The 24,366-nt window shown below is 50.8% G+C and carries 19 protein-coding genes; 1 reads left to right on the top strand and 18 read right to left on the bottom strand.

What is annotated here, in order from left to right:
* Positions 1-180 precede the first annotated feature (180 nt).
* From ACZ481_RS03930 to ACZ481_RS03910, 5 genes are all read right to left on the bottom strand, one after another.
* The gene (locus ACZ481_RS03930) at positions 181-771 is read right to left on the bottom strand and encodes a class I SAM-dependent methyltransferase (protein ID WP_464768871.1); all 591 of its coding nucleotides are present in this window, start codon (positions 769-771) and stop codon (positions 181-183) included.
* Entirely contained in the window at positions 768-1,295 is a 528-nt protein-coding gene (locus ACZ481_RS03925; RefSeq protein WP_464768870.1) for an ECF transporter S component, read from the bottom strand. The genes ACZ481_RS03930 and ACZ481_RS03925 overlap by 4 nt, the downstream gene beginning before the upstream one ends.
* Positions 1,296-1,317: 22 nt before the next feature.
* Positions 1,318-3,345: a TonB-dependent receptor plug domain-containing protein gene (locus ACZ481_RS03920; protein ID WP_464768869.1), complete on the bottom strand. Its 2,028-nt coding sequence runs from the start codon at positions 3,343-3,345 to the stop codon at positions 1,318-1,320.
* 358 nt (positions 3,346-3,703) lie between these two features.
* Positions 3,704-4,465 carry a redox-sensing transcriptional repressor Rex gene (locus ACZ481_RS03915; RefSeq protein WP_464768868.1) on the bottom strand — a complete coding sequence of 254 codons (762 nt, stop codon included), beginning with the start codon at positions 4,463-4,465 and terminating at the stop codon, positions 3,704-3,706.
* A 315-nt stretch (positions 4,466-4,780) separates the two neighbouring features.
* Entirely contained in the window at positions 4,781-5,260 is a 480-nt protein-coding gene (locus tag ACZ481_RS03910; protein ID WP_464768867.1) for an ATP-binding protein, read from the bottom strand.
* Positions 5,261-5,534: 274 nt separating this feature from the next.
* Here ACZ481_RS03910 and ACZ481_RS03905 point away from each other — a divergent pair, with 274 nt between their 5' ends.
* A complete protein-coding gene (locus ACZ481_RS03905) occupies positions 5,535-6,920 on the top strand; it encodes an NAD(P)/FAD-dependent oxidoreductase (RefSeq protein WP_464768866.1) in 1,386 nt (461 codons plus the stop codon).
* A 278-nt stretch (positions 6,921-7,198) separates the two neighbouring features.
* Here ACZ481_RS03905 and ACZ481_RS03900 read toward each other — a convergent pair whose 3' ends face one another.
* From ACZ481_RS03900 to ACZ481_RS03840, 13 genes are all read right to left on the bottom strand, one after another.
* The gene (locus tag ACZ481_RS03900; protein WP_464768865.1) at positions 7,199-8,335 is read right to left on the bottom strand and encodes a cation:proton antiporter; all 1,137 of its coding nucleotides are present in this window, start codon (positions 8,333-8,335) and stop codon (positions 7,199-7,201) included.
* A gap of 199 nt (positions 8,336-8,534) precedes the next feature.
* Positions 8,535-10,556: a ferrous iron transport protein B gene (gene feoB, locus ACZ481_RS03895; RefSeq protein WP_464768864.1), complete on the bottom strand. Its 2,022-nt coding sequence runs from the start codon at positions 10,554-10,556 to the stop codon at positions 8,535-8,537.
* Positions 10,553-11,380: an HD domain-containing phosphohydrolase gene (locus tag ACZ481_RS03890; RefSeq protein WP_464768863.1), complete on the bottom strand. Its 828-nt coding sequence runs from the start codon at positions 11,378-11,380 to the stop codon at positions 10,553-10,555. Before ACZ481_RS03890 ends, feoB begins: the two co-directional genes overlap by 4 nt.
* Complete coding sequence (locus ACZ481_RS03885; protein ID WP_464768862.1) at positions 11,380-12,369, bottom strand: GGDEF domain-containing protein; 990 nt, start codon at positions 12,367-12,369, stop codon at positions 11,380-11,382. Before ACZ481_RS03885 ends, ACZ481_RS03890 begins: the two co-directional genes overlap by 1 nt.
* A gap of 185 nt (positions 12,370-12,554) precedes the next feature.
* Positions 12,555-13,322 carry a sugar phosphate isomerase/epimerase family protein gene (locus tag ACZ481_RS03880; protein ID WP_464768861.1) on the bottom strand — a complete coding sequence of 256 codons (768 nt, stop codon included), beginning with the start codon at positions 13,320-13,322 and terminating at the stop codon, positions 12,555-12,557.
* A 29-nt stretch (positions 13,323-13,351) separates the two neighbouring features.
* Entirely contained in the window at positions 13,352-14,617 is a 1,266-nt protein-coding gene (locus ACZ481_RS03875) for an SLC13 family permease (RefSeq protein WP_464768860.1), read from the bottom strand.
* A gap of 35 nt (positions 14,618-14,652) precedes the next feature.
* Entirely contained in the window at positions 14,653-15,957 is a 1,305-nt protein-coding gene (locus tag ACZ481_RS03870) for a (Fe-S)-binding protein (RefSeq protein ID WP_464768859.1), read from the bottom strand.
* A 16-nt stretch (positions 15,958-15,973) separates the two neighbouring features.
* Complete coding sequence (locus ACZ481_RS03865) at positions 15,974-17,377, bottom strand: FAD-binding oxidoreductase (protein WP_464768858.1); 1,404 nt, start codon at positions 17,375-17,377, stop codon at positions 15,974-15,976.
* Between the two features lie 375 nt (positions 17,378-17,752).
* The gene (locus ACZ481_RS03860; protein WP_464768857.1) at positions 17,753-19,621 is read right to left on the bottom strand and encodes a sigma 54-interacting transcriptional regulator; all 1,869 of its coding nucleotides are present in this window, start codon (positions 19,619-19,621) and stop codon (positions 17,753-17,755) included.
* 350 nt (positions 19,622-19,971) lie between these two features.
* The gene (locus ACZ481_RS03855; RefSeq protein WP_464770571.1) at positions 19,972-21,189 is read right to left on the bottom strand and encodes an ABC transporter permease; all 1,218 of its coding nucleotides are present in this window, start codon (positions 21,187-21,189) and stop codon (positions 19,972-19,974) included.
* Between the two features lies 1 nt (position 21,190).
* Positions 21,191-21,874, bottom strand: coding sequence for an ABC transporter ATP-binding protein (locus ACZ481_RS03850; RefSeq protein WP_464768856.1), 684 nt, complete (start codon positions 21,872-21,874; stop codon positions 21,191-21,193).
* 31 nt (positions 21,875-21,905) lie between these two features.
* Entirely contained in the window at positions 21,906-23,003 is a 1,098-nt protein-coding gene (locus ACZ481_RS03845) for an efflux RND transporter periplasmic adaptor subunit (RefSeq protein WP_464768855.1), read from the bottom strand.
* Positions 23,004-23,024: 21 nt separating this feature from the next.
* Positions 23,025-24,293 (bottom strand): TolC family protein, encoded by a 1,269-nt coding sequence (locus tag ACZ481_RS03840; protein ID WP_464768854.1) that lies wholly within the window; start codon positions 24,291-24,293, stop codon positions 23,025-23,027.
* Between the last annotated feature and the right edge of the window lie 73 nt (positions 24,294-24,366).

Raw genomic sequence — 24,366 nt, 5'->3', positions numbered from 1 at the left:
CCAAGCCGCGCCAGTGACAAAAGAGGCATCGGAACAGGCAGTCCATTGACGCAGAGGTTCCAGGCACGCTCGGCCACAATCCCACACCGTCTCCGGCAACATGCAAAGGGCGTGTCGCAAAACGTTTTTAAAAAACGCAAAGCGACACGCCCGCTTAACAAAAAAAGGAAAGAGCAGTTTCTACTCCTTCACAGCCTTGATAAAATAGCGGTCATCGGCATCAATAGCCACGGCAATTTGATACCCGGCTGCCCGCAGCATGTCACATACCGTTTCTGCCGGGGACAAGCGATCCTCCCGGACTGCTTCGCTGCCCTGATGAACGGCATTAACCTTCTGGCGGGAGATGTCATGCATAATAACCAGCGATCCGCCGGCCCGCAGCTGCTTGCGCATATGGGCCATAAACAGCGGCTTATCTTTAATATGAGGAAAAAAATTAAAACACAGCACGGCATCAAATAAACGTTCCGGCACAAACTCCATAATATCGGCAACGGTGAAAGTAATACCGCCAAGACTTCCATATTTCAGTTCCGCCTTGGCCAGCATATTAGCGGAAAAATCAACGGCCGTCACCGCACCGGCCGCACCGACCGCTTGTTTAATAAATGGCAGCAAGACGCCGGTGCCGCTGCCCGCATCCAATACGTTAAACCCCGGTTCTAAACCAATCCGCTCAATAAGCTGCGTAATTTTTTCCCCATCAGCCAGCCGGGTGTCATCCCACTGGCTGGCAATCTTATCAAAAAAATCCCGTTCATTACTCATGATTTCACCTGCCTGTACGCCCCGGAAGCGGCTTCCAGTCTTTTGACCAGCAGCGGGACAATAAATAGTTGAATGGCCATCCCCGGTAAGCCGGTAGTAACAGAGGCAATAATAAACGGCAGCGGTTTCATATTGACTGCCAGCATGGCCGCCATACCGGCGATAAGCAAGGCAGCGGCTATGCGCCCGGCCAGCATGGCCCCGATCAGCGACCACACCAGCGGCAGCCGGCGCTGCCGGTACAGGTACCCGGTCACAGCCCCGTAAACGCTTAATTCTATCACCATAATCGGCAGCATCGGCATGAGCGGCGGCATGCCGGTAGCAAGGCTGCTGATCACCGGCGTCAGCAGACCCACAGCCAGACCCCCTTGTGAGCCCAGCAGCAGTCCGGCCACCAACACCGGGATATGCATCGGCAGAAACATCTGCCCGGCCCCGCCGAAGAAATGAAAGGCTATCGGCATGGTTATGCCCAGGGTAATAAACATGGCCACACTGAATAATTTATGGGTATAGGTCATGGGTACGCCTCCTCACTTTGGCTTAGATTTTTTGGGTGAGGCTGACATAATAGGAGCGCCCGGTCAGCGGATAGCCAATCTGCTCCACATACTGCTTGTCAAAAATATTATCTACATAGAAGCTGACATTTCTTGTCTTGTCAAGCTCCCGGACAACCGCCAGGTTGTGGGTAGTATAACTGCCGATCTCGCGCAGTGTGGTATTATTATAAAGTGCTTTCTGGGAGCTTGTAAAGTGTATGCTGTACCGTACCTGCCAGGGCTTCGCATCATAATGGTAAGCAAGCATGGCTTTGTGACGCGGCCGGTAGTCAAGCTCACCGGACAAACCGGCATTGGTAAGGCTTGTGCCGACCTTGTCGGTATGCTGGCTGGTATAGTTAAACAGCACGGCATTGATGTCATCAAATTTGTAGACATTCTCCCATTCAGCGCCCCAGACTTTAACGCTGTCTATGTTATAACACCAGAATGGGTTTACATGCTGGAAGTTAATATAGTCATTGATGTCCTGATAGTATAGCGTAGCTTTGGTGTTGTATTTAGCACTGACCTTGTGTTCGGCGCCTATTTCATAGCTGTAGCCTTTCTCCGGTTTAAGCTGTTTGTGGTAACCGGGATTAGCTATGTCCTGGCCGGTGTTGGCATTATATTTCTGGGACCACCAGTAATATTCGGCCATTGACGGGGCCCGCCACAGCCTGTTGACCGATATAAAGGTAGTAGTGGCCTCATTATTCCGGAAAGACAGGCTCATTTTCGGTGAGAATGCATCGGCGTCATAATCGCGCATAGCCGTGGCCCGCGCATCATCCTGCCTGGCTGACAGCTTATCGTAGCGCAGTCCCAGATAAGCCGACCAGCGGTCATCCAGTTTAAACGTATCATCAACATAGGCGCCCCATACATCCATCTTCTGAGAAGGATATATTGCGTCAGTGTTGCCGGCCCGCTTATCATAATAGCCGGCCCCGTACCGCAAGCGTTTATATTCCCCGCCGTAGCCGATGGTATGGCCGTTAATTTCCGTCTGACCGGCCAAACCAAAATTATCGGACTGATCGCTCACAATCGTACGATCCAGTTCAATGGCAGTACCGGCTGCATTATAATTGACTTCGCGCCGTTTTTCATCATTTTTCCAGTAATCCACTTTCCAAAAGCCGCTCGCCGTTTTATGGTTATAGGCAAAATCATAATAAGTATTATTTTTTTCCCAGTAGGCACCCGGGTTTAACTGATAAGTCGGCGAAAAACCCGGAGATAGCGACTCCCCATCACTAATTGGAAATCTTGGATCAAAATTCGGCCCCGGTGTATTGGCAATAATAAAACCACGCCTGGTTTCAGTCTTATTAACACCAACAGCAATGTTATCCGCGGGTGTAATATCATAATTCAACCGCAGCCCGTACTGCTTGGCATCATAGTCGTTATTCCGCAAAAATGCGTCAGTCCCGGTTTTATTGGCGATAATGTTAAAACTTAGTTTTTCTGCAGAGCCGCCATAATTAAATAAATAATCATAGCGGCCGTTGCTGCCTGACAACAGGTTAATCTCACCCCCGTCAATACCTTTTTCCCGGGTGATAATATTAATGACCCCGCCCAGGGTATTGCCATGGGCAGCTGATTTGCCGCCTTTAATGATTTGAATTTTTTCCACTGTGTTTAAGGGGATGGTTGTCCAATCCACATACTGACCGCCCATAACCCCGGCCGCATTGATTTGCCGTCCGTTCAACAGCACCGTATACCGCCTGGCATCAAAGCCCCGCAGCTTGACCGTGCCATCCTGGTTGTCACCGGCGCCGGCCCGCTGCTGAATATCAATACCGGCCGAATTCCGTAAAAGCTCCGGTATGGTAGACGCCTTGCCCGGACTGACTGTTTTGACATTGACGGTAGTGTCCGCCTGCTCCTGCTTTACACTATCGGCCTGAATCACTATTTCCTCCAGGTTGAATACCGGAACCTCCGCCGCCGCCGGCATCCCGGCCATTAGTATGCCGGCGGCAATGACGGCCGCCAGCAGTTTCCTGTTTGCCATTTTTCTCCCACCTCTTTACGATCTGTGTATGGCTTTACCCTTTGTGAATTTTTTCCTTATTTTGGGTACACCCCTCCCTCAAAAATAAAGGCCATAAAGGTAACGGGTATTCATACCGTTATAACCTTCATGGCCCTAGTCTCATTATTCAGCTATAATACATAACAGTCAAAATTATCAGCCTTCTTGGCTGTGCTTGTTAAATAATAACATTATATCAGTACTTTGGCAACACAAAAAATCACTACTCAACAACATAACTAAAAATTCATGTTTTTATAATACGCCAATTAAAATCGTGCTTTCACTAATCCAGAAAGCTGCAGTTGCCAAGTACAATCAATTATTTTGTCAAATATTATCCAAGAGCATACGCAAATGGATTTATGGGCTGAGATTGAGCGCTGCTCTCCGATAAGCCGTTATTCAGATTATACGAAAGCTGGCTAAGACAGGATGCTACATTAATCTGACTTAATGAAATACCATCAGGCACACATACCGATACAGGGGAAAAGTTAGCAATTCCTCTTATGCCAGCTTTAACCATAGAGTTCGCCACTTTTTGGGCTTCCTTTACCGGCACGGTGATTAAGCCAATGGCTATGGCCTGCGATTTTATTAAGTTGGCTAGATTCCCCGGCGGATTTACTGTCAATTCCAGGCCGGGGATTTTGTAACCATGGTTCCTTTTATCCCAATCGATTACGGCGGCAATCTTAAAGCCGGGCGGCAGCAGACCGGCATAATTACTAACACCGGTGAAAGGGATCCCCCTGCCGGCCAGTACCGCATTCCATACACCATTGTACCCCAGAATCTCACTAACCCAGGATAATAAATACTCGATTTCGTACCCGACCCCTTTAGTGCCGAAACCGCCAAAATAAGCCAAATCCCTGCGGATCACCGACGAAGGAATGCCTGTTCTCTTACCTAACTGACTCGATGAACAGAGCTGTTCGCTTTCATCCAGCATTTTTTTTAATGTACTATAATAAACTGCCAATCTGGCGACTGTTAATTTCGATACTTCTTCCCTGGCTTTTATCACAACGAGTTCACTCTCCCCCTTAAAATAAAAAGGCATGAAACGCCGGCAAACTACCGTCGGTTTCATACCTACGCTTTGTTCATCCTAATTCTTTTACCGGCAGATGACCCATAACCAATACAGTACACCGGTTCTCCCGGTGACAAGCGATCGTCTTTAACCGCCCTCCAAACACTGCTATCCTCCTTTCCTCTTTTGCAAACAAAAAAGATATGAACAGCAAAGGGGATCTACTATATCCCGGGTGCGGTTTCATACCTTTACATTCATCTGAAGCCGATCATTATCAAAAAATATTAGTGCAGGTTTTCACAACATGCGTCTATGTTTTTTATTGTACCTCATTATTAGTATTTTGTAAATATTTACTTTTGGGAACGTCTAGTTATTATACCCCAGCTTGATTACCAGCATAATCTCATTGCCCTGATGGTTGAAGCAAACCTCATCAGCCATAGCTTTCATGATTAGCAGCCCCCGGCCCCTTTCGTCAATCAACCGCTCATCAAACAGCTGATCCAGGTCCTGGCTGCACAAGGAGTGTAACAAGAGATTACCGGCAAAACCATGGCCGGAATCTTTGACCCGCAGGACCAGTTTCTCACCGATGCGGCTAATCTTAACCCGCACCTTGCTCCCCTGGCGAAAGGCATTATTAACGGCTTCGTTAAAAATAACCTCAACCTTGCCGGTGTCTTTACCGGCAAGCCCAGTAAACAGCTGCCGCATCCGGGGCCTGAGTTCCGTGAGCGCCGCGGCGCCATTTACTTCCTGTGTCATAACCTCGATATTCACAGCCATATGCCCATCCTTTACAATACAGCCTTCCGTTTTTCCCTGCCTGCTATGCATAGCCGCCATGTTAGTCAGGTGACATGGCTTTTCTGGTAGCAGAAAAAACCACGCTGTAGAGAGCCTGGCTAAGAATACTGGTGTGAAGTGGGGAAAATAAGTCTTTTGACAAAATTTTATCATATACAACAAACACTGTCTAGTGATTTGCCTATCTCCATAGCTGTCATTTTACAGTTTTAACCGCTCTTTTTCAATTGATTGTCTATTTACAAACATTATTTGGTAAAGTATAATGTGTTACGGTTCGTGCCACAATCATATCGAGAGAGGTGGTTATCTCATGGCTGAAAAATTTGACATCGGCATCATTGGCGGCGGCCCCGCCGGCATATTTGCCGCCTATGAGCTTGTCAGCAACAATCCGGATATCAAGATCGCTTTAATAGAGGCCGGACACGACATTTATTCACGGCGCTGCCCCATCTCGGATAAAAAAGTTCCTTCCTGCATTAAATGCAGCCCCTGTGCCATTATGCGCGGGTTCGGCGGCGCCGGGGCTTTCTCTGACGGCAAATATAACTTTACCACCAAATTCGGCGGCTGGCTGAATGACTATCTGCCAGACCAGCAGGTATTGGACCTGATTGATTATGTTGACCAGATCAATATACAATACGGCGCTCCGGTTGAATACTTCAGCACCCAAAACAGCAGTCTGGGCAAAGTGGCATTACAGCATGACCTCCATCTGCTGGATGCCCGGGTCCGGCACCTGGGCACAGAAAACAATTTAAAAATCCTTGAGTCTGTCTATGATTATCTGCAAGATAAAATAACTATGCTGTTTGGTGTAATGGTAAACACGATCAAAAAGCAGGATAACACCTTTATTTTGGCAACAGCCCAGAACGGCCGGCTGAAGTGCGACTACCTGATTGCCGCGCCGGGGCGGGCCGGCTCGGAATGGTTTGCCAACCAGTGCCGTGAACTGGGCTTGCCGTTGACCAATAATCAGGTCGATGTCGGTGTCCGCGTGGAAATCCCGGCTGAGGTTTTCCAGCACATTACCGACGAAGTATATGAAGCCAAGCTCGTATACCGGACAAAACAGTATGGCGACTTAGTCCGGACCTTCTGCATGAACCCCAAGGGCTACGTCGTTGCGGAAAATACCGACGGTATTGTCACCGTCAACGGTCACAGCTACCGGGACGAAAAACTGCACAGCAAAAATACCAACTTTGCCCTCCTGGTCAGCAACAAATTTACCGAGCCCTTCACCGAACCCCATCAATACGGCAAGCGCATCGCTTCCTTTTCCAATATGCTGGGCGGCGGCGTACTGGTGCAGCGCTTCGGAGACCTGTTAAAAGGCCGCCGCACCAATGAGCACCGCCTGGCCCAAAGCTTCACCCAGCCAACCCTCAAAGCGACCCCGGGGGATTTAAGCCTGGTTTTGCCCAAACGCCACCTTGACAACATCATGGAAATGATCTGCGCCCTTAATAAAATTGCTCCCGGTATGACCAATGACGACACCCTGCTGTACGGGGTTGAAGTCAAGTTTTATAGCTCACGCCTGAAATTAACAGGCGAACTGGAAACAGAGATTGAAAACATGTTTGCCATTGGCGACGGGGCCGGCATTACCCGCGGTTTATCCCAGGCCAGCGCCAGCGGGGTCCATGCCGCCAGAATCATCACTGCCCGGCTGAAACGCAACTAGTACTTCATCTCCCCTAAAACCAAGGATAGTTTGCGCATCTTTTCCCGCCCTGCTTCGTTGTCGTCGCCTTACATATGTCCGATATGTGCGGCCCGCGCAAGTAATAAGAGACCCATCACCTACCGGCCTAATTAAAGCAGATCTTACTGAATCAGTTAGCGTCCTCCGCCTTGCATTGCGAAAAAATCTACGCAAACTATTCCCTCGCTTTTAAGAAAGATGAGGTACTAGCGAACCCGCCAAAACCTGCCTAAGGTTTTGGCGGGTTCTTCCATACACTATAACTCCTGGTTCTCGCAGTTTTGACCCGCAAATAGTGCTTTCAACAGAGGCGGGGTCACTAAGGTTGTGAGAATCACGACAATAATGACAGCCGTGAACAACTCGGCTTTTAATAAATTTGCTTCCAGTCCAATAGCCGCAATAATTAACGCAACTTCGCCCCGTGATATCATCCCGGCCCCGATCCGCAACGAAGATCTATTATTACAGCCTGTTATTCTGGCGCCAATCCCAGAGCCAAATAGTTTGGTTAATATGGCAATTACGGTAAGCCCTACTATGAACCCAATTTGACTGCCGGTCCCGGCAAACGAAACAGAAAGACCAATACTGACAAAGAATACGGGTACGAAAAAAGCATAGGCCATAGGCTCGATTTTTTGCTCCACCTGCTGCTTAAACTTTGTTTGCGAAATAGCAAGCCCGGCGGCAAAGGCGCCAATGATTCCCGCTACGCCCAGTGATTCGGCCAGATAGGCAAAAAAGAAACAAATCAATACTGCTGCGCTTGTTACCGGCTCGGAAACACGCAAAGGCGCAAATTTTTTCAATAGCCATGGCACAGCCTTCCAGCCTAAGAATCCAATTACCGCAAAAAACAGGATTTTCTGGCCAATGAGCAGGCTAAGACTGACTTGCGCCCCCGTAAGAAAACTCATCATGACGGCCAGTATGATTACCACCAAAACATCATCAAGTACCGCTGCGCCCAAGATGGTTGTACACTCACGGCTTTTTAACTGGCCTAGCTCTTTGAGAGTCTGGGCAGAAATACTAACTGACGTAGCCGAAAGTATCAGACCTAAAAACAACGAATGCGATGACTCCAGCCCGATGCTTAAGCCCGCAAAATAACCAAATGTCAACGGCAGGATAACCCCGCCCACGGCTACGGCAATACAGGAGTTACTGTTTTTATTAAGAGCCTGAATATCCGTTTCCAGACCGGCCAGAAACATTAACAGCAATACGCCGATTTCACTGATTTGCATGATCGTCTCTGATTTATCAATCCAGCCCAGCACGGCCGGACCAATCAGAATCCCGCTTATCAGTTTTCCCAGTACGGCGGGCTGCCCTAATCTGATACTTAGTTCCCCGGCTACTTTGGTTGTCAGCAAAATAATTAACATCTGCAGGAATAGGAACATGAGCATTCTCCTTTGTAGTTTACATTGATCGGCTTTAAAAATAGATAGGAGGAACCCTTGGTGACAGGCTCCTCCTAAAAAACACACATATTTATTTGTAAGTATATATTAAACAAAGCTGCGGCCAATGTCAAGTCGCCGATCAATAATTATAGCTGACATATTGTTTTTTACAAAAGTACTAGTACCCCAGCAGAGTACCCACCTGAAATACGATAAAAGACAGCAGCCAGGCTAAGCCGGTTGTATAAACAGGGCTGAACAATGCCCACTGCCAGGAGCCGGTTTCCCGTTTGGTGACGGCGATTGCCGCCAGGCAGGGCGAATATACCAAAACAAAGACCATCAAGGAATAAGCGACAAGCGGGCTGAAAACCGGATCATTGCTGATAGCCGCCTGCAGGGCAACTGCCGTCTCCCCGGTCTGGTCAATATGGTAGATCGTCCCCAGGGTACTGATAAGCACTTCCTTGGCGGTAAAGGCCGACACCAGCCCCACGCCAATTTTCCAGTCAAAACCGAGCGGCGCAATCCAGGGCTCCACCAGCTTGCCTATTTGACCGGCATAACTTTCCGCAATGTTATCTGTGGCCGGATAATTCACCAGAAACCACACTAAAATCGAAACCGACAGAATGATCGTACCGGCTTTGCGCAAATAAAGCAGGCTCCGTTCCCACATATGGATGAGCATGCTTTTCAGCGTCGGCCAGCGGTAAGGCGGCATCTCCATCACAAAGGGCTCGCTCTCCCCTTTGAAAATCAGCGCCCGGAACGCGCTGGCCAGCAGAACAGCCAGCAATATACCCAGGAAATAAATAGAAAACAGGACTGTGCCGGCGATATTGTCCGCAAAGAAAGCCGCAATCAGCACTGTATATACCGGCAGCCTGGCACTGCAGCTCATAAATGGGGCCACTAAAATCGTGACAAGCCGGTCCCGTGGGTTTTCCAGCGTCCGGGCGCCCATAATAGCGGGAACACTGCAGCCAAAGCCCAGTAAAAGCGGGATAAAGGATTTGCCGTGAAGGCCGACAGCCCGCATAACCCTGTCCATAATAAAAGCGGCCCGCGCCATATAGCCGGTATCTTCCATAAAGGCAATGCCGAGAAATAAAATCAGGATGTTTGGTAAAAAAACGATGACACTGCCGACGCCGCCTACAATGCCGTCAATGATAAAGGAGCGCAATTCACCGTCGGCCAGATAGGCACCGGCCAATTCCGACAAACTGCCGACGCCAGCCTCGATCCAGGCCTGGGGATAGGCACCAATGGTAAACACCAGATTAAACAACAGCCACATCAGGCCCAGAAAAATCGGCAAACCGGAAAACTTTCCCGTCAGGATGACATCCAGTTTATCCGAGACGGACAAGCCCTCATTGGCCGGAATGGTTACCGCATGGGCATATATGGCGGCCACAAACCGGTGCCGTTGCTCAGCAATAAGCAGGGCCGGGTCCCCCAGTTGCTCAAACAACTCCTCCCGGCATAACCGCGCCGCCTCAGCCGCCGGTTCGCTGCCGGGAATACCTGTTAAATACCGTGTTGCTTCACTGTCGCCTTCCAGAAGCTTTAAGGCCAGCCAGCGCCGGGGAAACCGCACTCCGCTCCTGATCTGAGTCAGTTCCTTACTGATCCGGTCGATTGCTTCTTCAATTTTACCGTCATAAAGAAGAACAAACCCCCCCGGTTGTCCATATTCCGCCGTTGCCGCCGCCACGGCCAGAATATCCTCAGTTCCCTGATTCTGCCTGCCGACACAACGCACTACCGGCGTATGCAGAACCTGTGCCAGCCGCCTGTCGTCAATTTGTATCCCTTTGCCGGCCGCCGCATCAACCATATTCAGCGCAATAACCACCGGCCTTTGCAGCTCTAATAGCTGCAGGGTCAGATACAGGTTACGCTCCAGGTTGGCCGCATCGACAACATTAACAATAATATCGGGTTTATCGTGCACAATAAAACGGCGGGCTACCAGTTCATCGGTTGAATGCGCCATTAACCCATAAGTGCCAGGCAAATCCACGACAATAAACTCCTTGTCCTGGTATTTTCTGAACCCCTCCCGCTTCTCTACCGTAACCCCCGGATAATTGCCCACATGCTGTTTAGAACCTGTAAGGTTATTAAATATGGTTGTCTTGCCAGAATTGGGGTTGCCGGCGAGAGCAAGGGTCAGTTGCGAATTCGTCACCCTAACGCCACCTCAATTAACCGGGCTTCTTTTTTTCGTAAAGACAAATTAAACCCCTTCACTTTAATCTCCATAGGATCTCCCAGGGGGGCAAATTTTTGTACGGCTACGCGCGTACCGGTGATGATGCCCATATCGACCAGACGTTGTTTCACCGAGCCCCTGCCGGTTACTTTTGTTACCCGGCCTTGCTCGCCTGGCAGCATTTCACTCAGCCATTTTACCGACTCGGTGTCTCCGGGCAGCTTCCCTTCCTGACAAAGCCTGACAAAAGCATCGGCAATCGCAGGATCAAATTGCGTTCCCCGGCAGCGCAGCACCTCCTGCACTGCCTCCTCCTGCGACATGCAGGGCCGGTAGGAGCGTTCGCTGGTCATCGCATCAAACGCATCAGCCAGGGCAATAATTCTGGCCCCTAGCGGAATGGCGGTGCCTGCCAGCCCCGCCGGATAACCCCGGCCGTCCCACCGTTCATGGTGGTAGCGGACCATCTTCGCAATCGGCCTCAGCATCGTTACTTTATTAAGGATATCATAACCCACCTGCGGATGACTTTTAATTACTTCAAATTCTTCGGCAGTCAGCCTGTCAGGCTTTAGGAGGATGTGATCCGGTATGCCAATTTTGCCGATATCGTGCAAATGGGCGGCAACATGAATCGTATCCTGATTGGACCGGCTCATGCCCAGCTGCCGGGCCACGGCCGCCGCTATCTCGGCCACCCGGTCGGAATGTCCCCGCGTATAGGTGTTTTTGGCGTCAAGTGCAGCCGTAAAAGCCTCAACAAATTCATGCACACCGGCATTTTGCAGCAATGCTTCCATTAGTGAGCCACCCCTCTTGGCCCCAGTTGAGCAAACAATTCACCATTGTCCTGTCCTTGTTGGGCACAGTCAAAATAAGCGACCTTGTCCCGTCCGGAATTCTTCGCCGCATAGAGGGCCTTATCAGCATATTTGTACAATAATTCCGCCTTGGTATAATCGGGCCTGTCACCGCTGAAGGCCCCGATCGAGCAGGTAATGTTTATACTCTTGCCATCGCAGGTTTGAAACAGATACTCTTTGATACAATGACGAATTTGTTCCGCCAGTTCCAGTGTTTGCGTCAGATTCGTGTCTGAGAGCAAAACGGCAAATTCTTCGCCGCCAATCCGGGCGACCATATCGCTGCGCCGCAACCGGTTGCGCAAAATATAGGCAATGGCTTTGAGGACAACATCCCCGGCCTGATGTCCATAGGTGTCGTTTACCTGTTTAAAATAATCAATATCAAGGATAAATAAGGACAGCGGCCGCTCGCTGCGATTCGCCCGGCAGATCTCCTGGTCCAGATGGTCAAAAAAATGCCGCCTGTTAGACAATCCGGTTAAAGAATCAGTCATGGCCATCTCGTTTAAGCGCTTATTGGCCTCTTCCAGCGCCTGTTTCTGTTCAAGCAGCTCCTGCTGAGCCCTGTCCAGTTCATTAATCGCCTCGTTCAGTTGCCCTTCCCGCAGTTTAATCTCGCGGGCCATCCAGTTCATATCCCGCATCACGGAAACGAATTCATTCTCCTCCCCGTTGTCTGCCGCTTCATTAGGCAGCGCAGTGTGAACCCGGTATTTGCCTTCCTTGACCTGCTTGCATAAGGCCCTGATAGCGCCTAAATCCTTGGTTACCAGCCAGCGGGCAGTCACATACGGCCCCAGTAAACCAACAAGTGCGGCTACGCCCGCCCCGGCAGCAACCGCCTGATCCATAAATATAATGACTATAACAGGCACTTCTGCCGCCACAGTCATCAACAATTGCAGCTTTGTAGTTATTTTCACCCGATAACCTCCAAACTTCAGATACTTTGAGAATGGTTATCAATTTGAGTTCTAAAAAAAGTACCGGCACCAAGCCAGTACATTTAATAATGGTTTTCATAATTATTTTATTTTAACTGGTCTTTTTTGTCAATGTTTTTTTGTTATAAACCCCCGGCCGCCCTAAGGCGGCCGGGGGTTCAGCCCTAACCCAGGTAGGCCAGCGTTTTAAAAATACGTTCCATAGGCTTGCCGCCACCGGGAAATTCGAGGGCAAAAATGCCGGTATAGCCACTGGCCTGAATCCGCTCTTTCAACCCTTTTACATCAACAAGGCCGGCGCCTGGGTGACCGTGTTTCAAGGTCGCATTCTCGCAGATAATATCCTTCAGGTGAACATAACCCACCCGGGGCAGAAACCAGTCCAGGGCCTCTTCCGGTTTGGTATTGGCATAAAGCCAGTTAGCAGTGTCATAGGTTAAAGCCAGTTCAGGCAATACAGCAAAGAGTTCTTTAAAGATCTGCGGGTTGCCTTTGGCGGCATCAGGCCCGTTTTCCACAGCAAGCACAATCCCCAGCGCTTGAGCCGACGCCAGCACCGGTTTCATGGCTGCCGCCCACCAGTCGGTCTGCACAAAGCCTGCATCATACGCGCCACCGGCAACATTAAACCGCAAAACCTTGGCGCCAAGGCGATCGGCAAGCTGCAGAGCGGACTGCAGTGCTTCGATTGCCTGCAGCGTTTCGGCCTGGGTTCCGGCCAGCAAGGCCTCATTCGAAGCATAGGTACACACCATGCCATACTGCCGTAAGACTTCTCTGATTAACGGCACCTCTTCCTCAAGATTTTGCCAGTAGGGGCGGAATTCAACCCCGGCGCAGCCGGCCTCGCGGGCCAGCAGGATTAATTCTGCCTGCCGCATACCTGATTTTAGTTCCTTATCCCAGGTTGCAGCACTGATAATGAGCGTCATTGATATTACCTCCGTCAGTTATTCACAAATTAGACCTTCAGCACCGTAAAGAACAGCCAGCTTAATATCGAACCGACAACAGCCATTGCAAAACCCCAGATGAGCATGCTGCGGAACAGTTTCTGTTTATCCGCTTTCGGACCGGCAGCGCCAATAAGCAGGGCGCCGGTTGTGGACAACGGGCTGACATCAACCAGGTGACCGGCCAATATGATACTGTAAATAATAGCCAGCGGATCGCCACCGCCCATTTTAGCAACAAGATCAGGCACCAGGGGAATGAAAGCCGGCATAATAACACCGGAGGTGCTGGCATAAGCCGAAATAACGGCGGCAACAAAACCAACCACCAGCGTCGCGGTGTTCGGGGTGGAAAACTCAGCAATAATGTTGGAGAACAACTCCATGCCGCCAACATTTTTCATCAGGCCGACAAGTACGGTTACCCCGCAGACCATCAGGATTGTATTCCAGGGCATGCTTTTTACGGCCTGATTCTCATCGCCGGCATTAAGAATTGTCAAAATAGCGCCAATCGTAAACCCGGTGAGACCAACATCAAATTTGAATCCTAAAGCCAATACCATGAGCACACCAATACCGGTAAGGGTCATGAGCTGTTGTTTGGTGAAAGCGTCAACCCTGATATTAGCAAGGGCGCTGGCATTGCCCTGACCTGCAGCCCCTTGTTTCCACAGCTTAAGACCGCCAAACATTACATAAGCCAGCATAGCTACGGCAAAATGGCCCAGGAAGGTATTAAAAAATACCGGGAAAGCGATACCGGTAAAGCCCAGGTCAGCTGACAGGCCGTTGGCGATGACACCGGCCGGCGCAATGGGCGACAGCGCACCGGCCTGACCGCCGTTACCAACCATCAGCGCCATAAGGAAGGGCGATATGCCAACTTCTTCAGCCAGCAGCATGGCTGCCGGCGCCATAAGAGCAATGATGGAAATATGGCCCGGACCGATAGCCGACAAGGCAAAGGCCACAAAGAATAAAACAATAGGCAGAAGGGCGACATTTCCACGCACTGCTTTAACAGCATACTTGGTAATTTTGTCAATGGTGCCGTTGACCTGGGCAATACCAAACAAATAGGTCACCCCGGCCAACGTCATAAACAAGCCGAGCGGAAAGCCGGCAATAATCTTATCCGGCTTAATACCGCCCATAACATGACCGACAATAAACGCCAGACCAATGGCCATAATACCAATGTTCTTGGGTGAAATGCAGCTAACGATGATAGCAATGAGCAATGCTACTAATGACAATACAGATACATCCACTATTTAACCCTCCATTATTTATATTGCTACAATCCTCAGGAAATATTTTTCTTGGTTTTGCCGCCGTCCTGCTTAGCGGCATAAGACTGGGCCAGCAGTTCAATCGTGTGCATTACATTTTGCTCCTGTTGATTTTGCACCAGACCGTCAATGAGATGCATCCGGCAGGAACCGCAGCCGGTAACAACCATATCGGCGCCGGTCTGGGCGATGTCGGCTACTTTATTGTCATTGATTCCCCGGGATATATCATAGTAGCCAAGATTAAAACTTCCCCCTGAGCCGCAGCAGCGGCCCGGTTCCTTCATCTCCGAGATTGTAACACCGGGAATTGCTGACAGCAACTGGCGAACCTGTTTGGTTACCCCCATGCCTCTGGCCCCCAGATGGCAGGGATCATGGATAGTAATGTGGGCGTTCACTTCCCCTAAATCCTTATTATTAATCGGCCTGATTTCCGTCAGATATTCGGCAATATCATAGGTTTTCCTGGCTATAGCCTCCAGCTTCTTCACATATACCGGATCATCGGCCAACAGGCGCTGATACTCGTGGCGCCAGGCGCTGCCGCAGGACCCGCAGACCGTAATCACGGCATCTACTGTTACCTCGGAAAAGATATCAATATTATGCCTGGCCAGCAGGCGGCCGTCTTCAGCGTCACCGGCGGTAAAGACCGGATAGCCGCAGCAATGCTGCTTTTTAGGCAGTACAACCTCGATGTGATTGGCAACCAATACATCAATTGCCGCTTTGCCTGAACCGGTATAGATATAATTAGCCATACAGCCTGTGAAAAAGGCTACCCTTGCCTGGGGCTGATTTACCTTAATAACCTCAGGATACTGTTTGCGGAGTGATTTACTGGCAAACGGCGGAATAACCCGGCGTCTGGCCAGTCCCGGCATCGGAAACCGTGAAATAGCGCCAAGCCGTTTTCCCGGCAGGCGCTTGATGCCAAAATCCTGACCAAGCGAAGCCATACTCAGGCAAAAGTCGAAAACCTGCCGGTTTTTGAGTACAGAAAACACGGCTTTTTTAACAGGCGAAAGCCCCTTCCTCTGGGCCATAAGTTCACGCCCGGCCAGAATCAGCTCATCGGCGGCCACCCCGCTGGGGCACTGGGAACCACAGGTCTTGCACAATAAACACTTGCTCAGCATCCCCTGCAGTTCTTCCTCCGGCACTTCTTTGCCCTCAAGGAAACTCCGCAGCAGTGCCAGCTTCCCCCGGGCAACGCCCGACTCTACGCTGATTTCCTGGAACACAGGACACGCCGACCGGCATTGGCCGCAGCGCACACATTGGTTGACAAGCTTGCGTAATGCATCCGCGTTCATATGTTTCACCTCCTTTTTATAGTCCCATCTTACCGGGGTTTAAAATATTGTTGGGGTCAAGGGCCTTTTTGATTATCCGCATGACAGCAAGGGCCGGACCATGCTCTCTCTCCATATACTTGGCTCTGACAATACCGACTCCGTGCTCGCCGGTAACTGTGCCATGCAGCCGCAGAGCCATTTCATGGATTTCATCACCGACTTTCTTCACCCTTTCAATTTCTTCCGGGCTGTCCAGGTCGATAACCGGCGCCGAGTGGAAATTACCATCAGCCACATGACCATAGGTTACAATAATCGTGTTGTATTTTTCACCAATTTCCTGAATGCCCTCCAGCGCTGCGCCGACATTAGTTATCGGCACACAAATGTCCTCGCCGATATATACCCTGGTAGCTCCGGGGCGCACCCGGCCGCTGGCGGCACCGACAACACTGCGGGCTTCCCACAGGGTTTTTACCTGCGCCGGCTCATCAGTCCAGTTTACTTCGATAGCAATCGATTTACATACCGCGGCGATTTTCTGGGCCTGATACGTAACTCCCGGCGGCGGGCCATCGACCTCAAAAAACAGTACGGCAGCGGCGTCTGACGGCAGCTTGATCGACGGTTTGTATAAAGTAGCGGCCTTAATTGCCGACTTATCAAGAATTTCGATGGCCGAAGGGACAATCTTATTGCGGAATACCTCGACCACCGCCTTCCCGGCATCGCCCAGCTTAGCAAAAGAGGCCACTGCAATCCCTTTCTTCTCCGGCAATGGCATAATTTTCAAACGGGCCTTGGTAATAAGCCCCAGGGTGCCTTCTGCACCGACAAACAATTTCGTCAGTTCATAGCCGGAGGCTGTTTTGAGCGACCGGCAATTCATGCCGCCGGTAGTAATCACCTGGCCGTCAGCCATCACCACCTCCAGCCCCAGGACATACTCGCGGGTCGTACCATACTTCATAGCCCGCATCCCGCTGGCATTGTAGGAAATCATACCGCCGATTGTGGCCATCTTGGTGCTGCCGGGATCGGGGGGAAAGGAAAACCCAAGGGCAGCCAGCTTCTGATTGAGCTCGGCGTGGACAACACCGGTTTCAACAATCACCTGCAGGTTGTCGGTATCGATCTCAACAATGCGGTTAAGGGCCGACAGGTCAATAACAAGGCCACCGCCAGTGGTGACCGAACCGCCACATTGCCCGGTTCCTGCCCCTCTGGCAGTAACAGCGATATTATGCTCATTGCAATACTTTAACACCGGGGAAACATCGGCTGCGTTTTTTGGTGTGAAAACGGCAGCAGGCATATACTTATGCAACTGGGAATCCAAAGAGGAATCATAGGCATAACACATCAGGTCAGCCTGGTCGGTACAGATTCTGTCCTGTCCGGCAATTTTTATTAGTTGCTCAATATGACTTTTGTTCAAAGCAGCTACCTCCCGTTTTAGTTAGAAAAGTCTTTCATTATTCTGTAACGCAAATCTCATGCCAACTATTGTCCTGGTATAAAAAACCATTTACTGCACCTAAAAACTATGATAAATTCTGAACGTACACCTATTTGGTCCGGCAAACGGCCAACAGCAAAAAAGGGAAACCGTTTCAAATGAAACAGTTTCCCTTTTCACCAATTGATACATTAGTGTCTTGGCCATATTATATTTAGTTTTAGGGCGAGGCAAAATGGCAAAGGGCAAGGAAGCACCGACGACGCATACTGGAAGGGGTCTGCTAGGAGGGGCTGACGCCGCCATTGGCCATTTTGGCCGTCATCAAACTAAAAAGATAATGTGGTCATGACACTAGGGCATATTTTTAAGCTTGCGCCACAGAGTCGCCCTGCCGATCCCAAGCAATTCAGCCGCTTTTTGCTTGTTGCCCCCGGTTTTGGCTAATGCCTCTCTGATGTCTGCTTCCTCAACAGCACGCGCGGCCGGACTCACTTCGCCAGGCAGCGGCTGGCGCAAGCGGTATTTTAGCACCCTTTTCACGTCGCTTTCGGAAATAGTGGCAGCGGCAGCCCGGGCCGACAGCCTGCCGATAATATTATGCAATTCGCGAATATTCCCCGGCCAGTCGTACTGCTGCAGCTGCTGCAAACCTGCCGGGGCAATCCCCTCGACTGAGGTACGGTATTTGGCGTTAAACTCAGCAATAAACAGCTGCACAAAAGCTTCGATATCCTCCTTGCGTTCCCGCAGGGCCGGAATCTCGACCGTCAGGACATCCAGCCGGTAATACAGGTCCTCCCGAAACTTCCCCTTCTGCACCATCTCGTGCAAATCCCGGTTGGTAGCTGCAATCACGCGGATATCAATCGGCGTTACCCGCTCATCGCCCAGCCGGTAGACCTCATGCTCCTGCAATACCCTGAGCAGCCGGGCCTGCAGATTTTCCGACATCTCGCCGATTTCATCCAAAAATATCGTGCCGCCGTGAGCCTGTTCAAACAAACCGATTTTCCCGCCTTTCTTGGCGCCGGTAAAGGCACCCTCGGTATAACCGAACAGCTCACTTTCCAAAATATTCTCAGGGATAGCGGCGCAGTTGACAACCACAAAGGGACCGCTTTTCCGGCTGCTGGCCAGATGAATAGCATGAGCAAAATATTCTTTGCCGACCCCGGTCTCGCCTAACACCAGCACCGTCGCATCATACTTGGCAAAATGTTTGGCATCGGCAATGGCCGTAAGCATGGCCGGCGAGGCAGACTTAATGTCAAAAAAATTGTATTTGGCCACCCGGCCCCGGCGCGCCAGCTCTTCTCTTGTTTTTCGCTCCACCGCCTGAAAATGCCGCAGTTCCTGGAGGGTAGCCACACCGCCAATAACTTCACCATTGGAAATAATCGATTGGTAATTGGCTACCACCTCCACCCCGGGGGCAAATTTTTCGATAACGCCAAACTGCCGGTCCCCGGCATTCATACATTGGCGCAGCCGGGCAATCAGATTCTCCCGGGCGGCACTGTCCGCCCGGGCCAGGCTGAGTATCCGCTCAGCCTCACTGTTTACGGCGGTAATGCCTGCTTCTTTATTAATCGCTAAAATGCCGTAATCGACGGAATTAATAATGGTTGCAATCTGCTGCACGTTGGCATCCCGTAAACGTTCAACCGCCAACAGGTGCCTGGCCGTCATAAAAGCCCGGTTTAGGGCCTCCTGTCCTGAACTGATAACAACACCGCACAGCCCCCGGGCAGTAGCCTGCTGTCCCACGGCCTGATTGCCGACAATACAGACTGCCCCGGCGGCGGCGGCCCGCTCGATCCCCAGGGTATAGTCCTGATAATTGTCGATAATCACTTTCAGGCTTTTCTCAGCAATACCAAGAATCTCCTCAATGCTGGCAACCCCCTCAATAATAGCCCGGGAATCGACGATAGCTATCGGTTGGGCGGCTTTCCGCGCCTCAAGGTAAGCCCGCAGAATATCATAACCGCTAAACTCGACCTCAACCAGGGGGATGTGGGGCATATTCTCCGAAATCATGTGATGGGTAAACCCCCGGCTAATGAGCACCCGCGCCCCGTTTTCCACCGCCGCCCTGGCCGCCTTAACGCCTTCATTAAGCCGGGCGGCAACAATCGTAATATCATTCGGCTGGGCTGTCATCCTTACCGCCAAAGCCGCCGCCTCACGGCTGGGGGAAACAAATACGATATCTGACATGTAACCCTTCTCCTGCTGTTTCTAAATAACCCGGCTGGGCTGTTATGCATTATACCCATACCGGAAGCATTTTAATTTTCCCTATTATGACCAGGCCATGCAACCGCTTACCCTGATTATATCTCTATTTCGATTCCTGCTGCCGCTTTCCTCTAAATAAACCACCAATAGAAATTATCCTATTGGCAGCCGCAACGTCCAATATACGGTATAATAATATTAGGCTGTACAAAGGAGCGTGACAGTATGGCAAGTGAAATGGAATTACTCCAGACTATCCTCACGGAAATTACAGTCCTCTCACCAAAAAGCGACTTGTCAGCTATGCCGCCAAGTCGCTTTTCATAGAGTTATTCATATCGCAGGGCATCAATCGGATTTAGCAGCGCTGCTTTGCGCGCCGGATACAAGCCAAAGAACAGGCCGATACCCACGGAAAAGGCGAATGAAACCAGAATGGGCAGAGGAGTGATAACGGTATTCCAGCCGGCAAAAGAAGAAATCAGATAGGAGCTGCCGATACCGAAAGCAATACCAATGGCGCCGCCGATTACGCCGATAACAACCGCTTCGATCAGGAACTGCATCAGGATATTGGCATACCTGGCCCCCAGGGCTTTGCGGATTCCGATCTCCCGGGTCCGCTCAGTCACAGATACAAGCATAATATTCATAATGCCGATACCGCCAACCAGCAGGGAAATAGCGGCGATGCTGCCAAGCAGCATGGTGATGGTGGCAGTTGTTTCCTGGGCTGTCGCCATCACACTGGCCAGATTGCGCACCGTGAAATCATCTGCTTTGTCACCGGTAATGCCATGGCGTGACCGCAGCAAAGTGGTGATGCCATCCTGAACATCATTGACGACCTCAGAGTTGGCGGCCTGCACACTAATTGTCTGCACATAATCAATTCCCATCATGCGCTCCTGGGCTGTGGTTATGGGGACAACCACCAGATCATCCTGATCCTGTCCGCCTGCGGACTGGCCTTTGCTGTCCAGGATACCAATGACAGTAAAAGGAGCATTGCCAATACGAACCTGTTGCCCCACCGGGTTTATGCTGCTGTCAAACAAGTTGCCGGCTACCGTTGAGCCGAGGACGGCAACCCGGTTTCTGCTCTCAATATCATCATCAGTAATAAAGCTGCCGCTTTGCACACTTAAATTCCGGACCTCCATAAACTCAGGGGTTGTGCCCTGTATACTTGTCGTCCAGTTCATATTGCCGGCAACAAGCTGATACTGCTTGCCCACACTGGGAGCCACAGCTCCGATGCCGTCTACCTCCCGGGCCATGGCCTGGGCATCTTTCAGCGTCAGGGTGATATTGGTCCCCGCTGCCTGCCTTACACCGGAAGTGGAGGCCGCCCCCGGGGTAACAATGATCAGATTACTGCCCAGACTGGCAATCGAGGTTTGCACTTTATCCCGCACGCCCATACCGATGGAAACCATGGCAATCACCGCGCCAACCCCGATAATAATACCGAGCATGGTAAGGATTGACCGGAGCTTGTTGGAGACTAATGCATCTAAGGCGATTTTCACACTTTCCCAAAACACATTACTCATCCCTTTCTGTGTCCCGGACAATAAGCCCGTCGCGGACATGAATCACCCGTTTGGCATGGGCGGCAATATCCGGTTCGTGGGTTACGAGGATAATTGTCCGGCCGGCCTGATTAAGGTTCTTGAATATTTCCATTACCTCGTTGCCGGACTTAGTGTCCAAGGCCCCTGTCGGTTCATCGGCCATAATAATCGTCGGCTCGTTAACCAGCGCCCTGGCTATGGCAACCCGCTGGCGCTGCCCGCCGGACAATTCGTTCGGCACATGATCCATTCTGTTCTCCAGCCCCACCGCAGCCAGGGCCGCCGCGGCCCGCCGCTTGCGTTCTTTTAGCTCGACACCGGCATAAACAAGCGGCAGGGCTACATTATCGAGGGCTGTAATCCGTGGCAGCAGATTAAAGTTTTGAAAAACGAAGCCTATTTTTTTATTGCGTGTTAATGCCAGTTCGTCGTCAGTTAAGGTCGACACCTCCTGACCGTCCAGCAGGTAGGAACCACTGCTGGGGCGGTCCAGGCAGCCCAGAATGTTCATTAAAGTCGACTTACCCGAGCCCGACGGCCCCATAATGGCGGTAAATTCACCGGCACCGATGGTCAGCGTGACTCCCGCCAAGGCCGCAACCTGCGTGTCACCCATCTGATAGATCTTTTTGACATCAGACAATGCTATTGTCATATATTAGCCCCCTTATACACCACATCCCTGCCTAGAACATCCGGCGGCCGCCGCCCGGGCCGCCCAGACCACCTGAGCTGCCTGTTTGGCTCTGGGTTTTGGGCTGGGCAACGATAACTCTGTCGCCCTCGTTAAGCCCGCTTGTAATCTCAACGCGGTCATCACCGGTAGTGCCGGTAGTGATAGGGACATTGCTGGTTTGTCCGTTTGCGCCGGCAACAACGACATACTTACCGGTTTTATCTGTCCGTATGGCCGCAAGCGGCAGGGTCAGCACATTCTGACTTTGGCTGATAGTAACAGTTACCCTGGCCACCATCCCCGGGTTGAGCAGGTTCTCGGCATTATTAACATCAATTGTCACCGGATAATAAGTAACATTCTGTTCCACCGTAGGCTTCCGGGAAATCGTAGTGACCGTACCGGTAAACTCCTTGCCAGGGTAGGCGTCAACCGTAAACACCACCTGCTGGTCCAGCTTGATCTTGCCGATATCTGTTTGGTCCACATCGGCTTGAATCTGCATGGTGGACATATCGGCCACGGTTAATATGACGGTGGGATTATTGACGCCCTGCGCCACCAGCTCACCGGCGGAAAGCGGTTTGCCGATAACCATGCCGTCAATGGGCGCAGCGATAACTGTATCATTTAATTTAGACATGACTTCCGTATAATTGGCCTTGGCAATATTATAATCCATGCTGGCGTTATCAAGCTCTTCGTTGGACGTGCCGCCAATCGTGTTAAGTCTCGCCGTTCTTTGGTACTTAACAGCAGCATTATCCAGTTTTTCCTTGGCCTGGGTGACCTGAGCCTGCAGGCCGGTGTCCTCTAAAATCACCAACACCTGCCCGGCTGTTACCAGTTCATTTTCTTTGACCTTAACCTCTTTGAGCTGGGCCGTAATTTTCGAACTGATATCCACCATGTTTACTGGCTGAATTGTACCGGTTGCGGCTACAACCGAGCTGATATCACGCCGTTCCACCCGGACAGACTGCTGCGGTACGGCCGACGTTGCCGTATTTTTACTATACAAGTAATAGCCGCCGGCCCCCACCGCAGCTAGAACAAAAATACCAATCCATAAGCGTTTCGCATTTGCTTTCAACCACAGGTTCTGCATTATTCTACCTCCACCATTTATCTACTCGGCCTGCAAGCCTATCGCTTTATCCAGACTGGCTTTGTTTACATTGTAGTCATAGAGGGCCTGGACATGATTCGTCATAGCCTGATTAAGCGCCAGCTGCGCATCAAGGACATCCAGGTTGGTGCCGACACCGGCCCGGTAGGTCTCCTGGGCAATATACAAATCCTCTTTGGCCTTATTGGCAGCCACTTCGGTGGTTTGCAGACGTTTTTCCGCTTCTCTCATACTAAGGTAGCTTTGACGCACCTCCTGCTCAACCGCATCCTCGGTTTGCTCAGACTGCAACTTGGCCTTATTCAGGGCAGCCTGCGCCTGATTAATCTTCGACTTGGTCACACCGGCGTCAAAAATATTCCAGCTGGCCGAAGCCCCGATCGACCAGTTCTGATCATCATTGGGCAGCAGCGTGTCATCCCAGCCGGTGGAAGCCGACAGCGAAACAGACGGCCGCTTATTGCTTTCGGCAATTGTAATGCCCTTGGCAGCACTGTCAACACTTATTTTCGCCTGGGCAATCTCGGGCCGGTTCTCCCTGGCCTGGGAAATTGCCTCCGCCAGAGTCCGGGCATCGGTCTCGTAATTCAGCTCGCCCGCCAGCCGGATTTCCGTATCGCCATCCATATTCATGGTGTTAAGTAAACTGGACACAGCCAACTCATACTGGTTTTGTGCTTTTATCAGATTTTGTTCCGCGTTGGCAAGCTCCACTTCCGACCGCAGCACCTCCGACTTGGCCACAACCCCGGCCTCGTATTTGGCCTGAACGATCGCTAAATGAGTTTGCAGATTACTGACACTTTCTTCATTGACCGCAACCATATTCTGCGCTTCCAGGACACTGTAGTAACCGGTTGTAGTCTCTTGCTTTAATTGCTGTCTTGCTTTGAGCACATCCAAATCGGCAGTCATAACGCCAAGCTTGGCCTGATCAATCTGGGCCTCTGTCTGACCGCCGCTATAGAGCTGCCAGTTCATGCTTATACTGTTGCTGAAACTATCCTGCTCCTGGCTTTGGCCCTGCCCCTGATAGCTATAGCGGCTGCCCAGGGAAACACTTGGCTTTTTCCCGGCTTTAGCCGTATCAACCTCCCATACGGAACGCGCCCTGTCTTCGGCAGCGATCTGGATTGACGGGTTATTTTTCAGGGCAATATCAACACTTTGTTCTAAAGTAAGCTCCACAGGAGCAGCGAAGACAAATGTGTTCTGCAAGAAAAGTAAACCGGCGGTAAGTAATACAGCCTTATTTTTAAAGCATGGCATGATATTGTTGCCTCCTAAGTAATTTAATCAAATATTATTCTAATCATTTTCTTTTTGAATTTCCTTAGATTTA

The organism is Sporomusa intestinalis (assembly GCF_055383785.1).
The sequence above is the reverse complement of the archived record's forward strand: the minus strand, read 5'-3'. Positions and strand labels throughout refer to the sequence as shown.

What these genes read in the sequence shown, in the direction of transcription:
- ACZ481_RS03930 (WP_464768871.1), bottom strand. Translation starts at nt 771, where the DNA reads ATGAGTAATGAACGGGATTTTTTTGATAAGATTGCCAGCCAGTGGGAT.
- ACZ481_RS03925 (WP_464768870.1), bottom strand. Translation starts at nt 1,295, where the DNA reads ATGACCTATACCCATAAATTATTCAGTGTGGCCATGTTTATTACCCTG.
- ACZ481_RS03920 (WP_464768869.1), bottom strand. Translation starts at nt 3,345, where the DNA reads ATGGCAAACAGGAAACTGCTGGCGGCCGTCATTGCCGCCGGCATACTA.
- ACZ481_RS03915 (WP_464768868.1), bottom strand. Translation starts at nt 4,465, where the DNA reads ATGAAACCGACGGTAGTTTGCCGGCGTTTCATGCCTTTTTATTTTAAG.
- ACZ481_RS03910 (WP_464768867.1), bottom strand. Translation starts at nt 5,260, where the DNA reads ATGGCGGCTATGCATAGCAGGCAGGGAAAAACGGAAGGCTGTATTGTA.
- ACZ481_RS03905 (WP_464768866.1), top strand. Translation starts at nt 5,535, where the DNA reads ATGGCTGAAAAATTTGACATCGGCATCATTGGCGGCGGCCCCGCCGGC.
- ACZ481_RS03900 (WP_464768865.1), bottom strand. Translation starts at nt 8,335, where the DNA reads ATGTTAATTATTTTGCTGACAACCAAAGTAGCCGGGGAACTAAGTATC.
- ACZ481_RS03890 (WP_464768863.1), bottom strand. Translation starts at nt 11,380, where the DNA reads ATGGAAGCATTGCTGCAAAATGCCGGTGTGCATGAATTTGTTGAGGCT.
- ACZ481_RS03880 (WP_464768861.1), bottom strand. Translation starts at nt 13,322, where the DNA reads ATGACGCTCATTATCAGTGCTGCAACCTGGGATAAGGAACTAAAATCA.
- ACZ481_RS03870 (WP_464768859.1), bottom strand. Translation starts at nt 15,957, where the DNA reads ATGAACGCGGATGCATTACGCAAGCTTGTCAACCAATGTGTGCGCTGC.
- ACZ481_RS03860 (WP_464768857.1), bottom strand. Translation starts at nt 19,621, where the DNA reads ATGTCAGATATCGTATTTGTTTCCCCCAGCCGTGAGGCGGCGGCTTTG.
- ACZ481_RS03850 (WP_464768856.1), bottom strand. Translation starts at nt 21,874, where the DNA reads ATGACAATAGCATTGTCTGATGTCAAAAAGATCTATCAGATGGGTGAC.
- ACZ481_RS03845 (WP_464768855.1), bottom strand. Translation starts at nt 23,003, where the DNA reads ATGCAGAACCTGTGGTTGAAAGCAAATGCGAAACGCTTATGGATTGGT.
- ACZ481_RS03840 (WP_464768854.1), bottom strand. Translation starts at nt 24,293, where the DNA reads ATGCCATGCTTTAAAAATAAGGCTGTATTACTTACCGCCGGTTTACTT.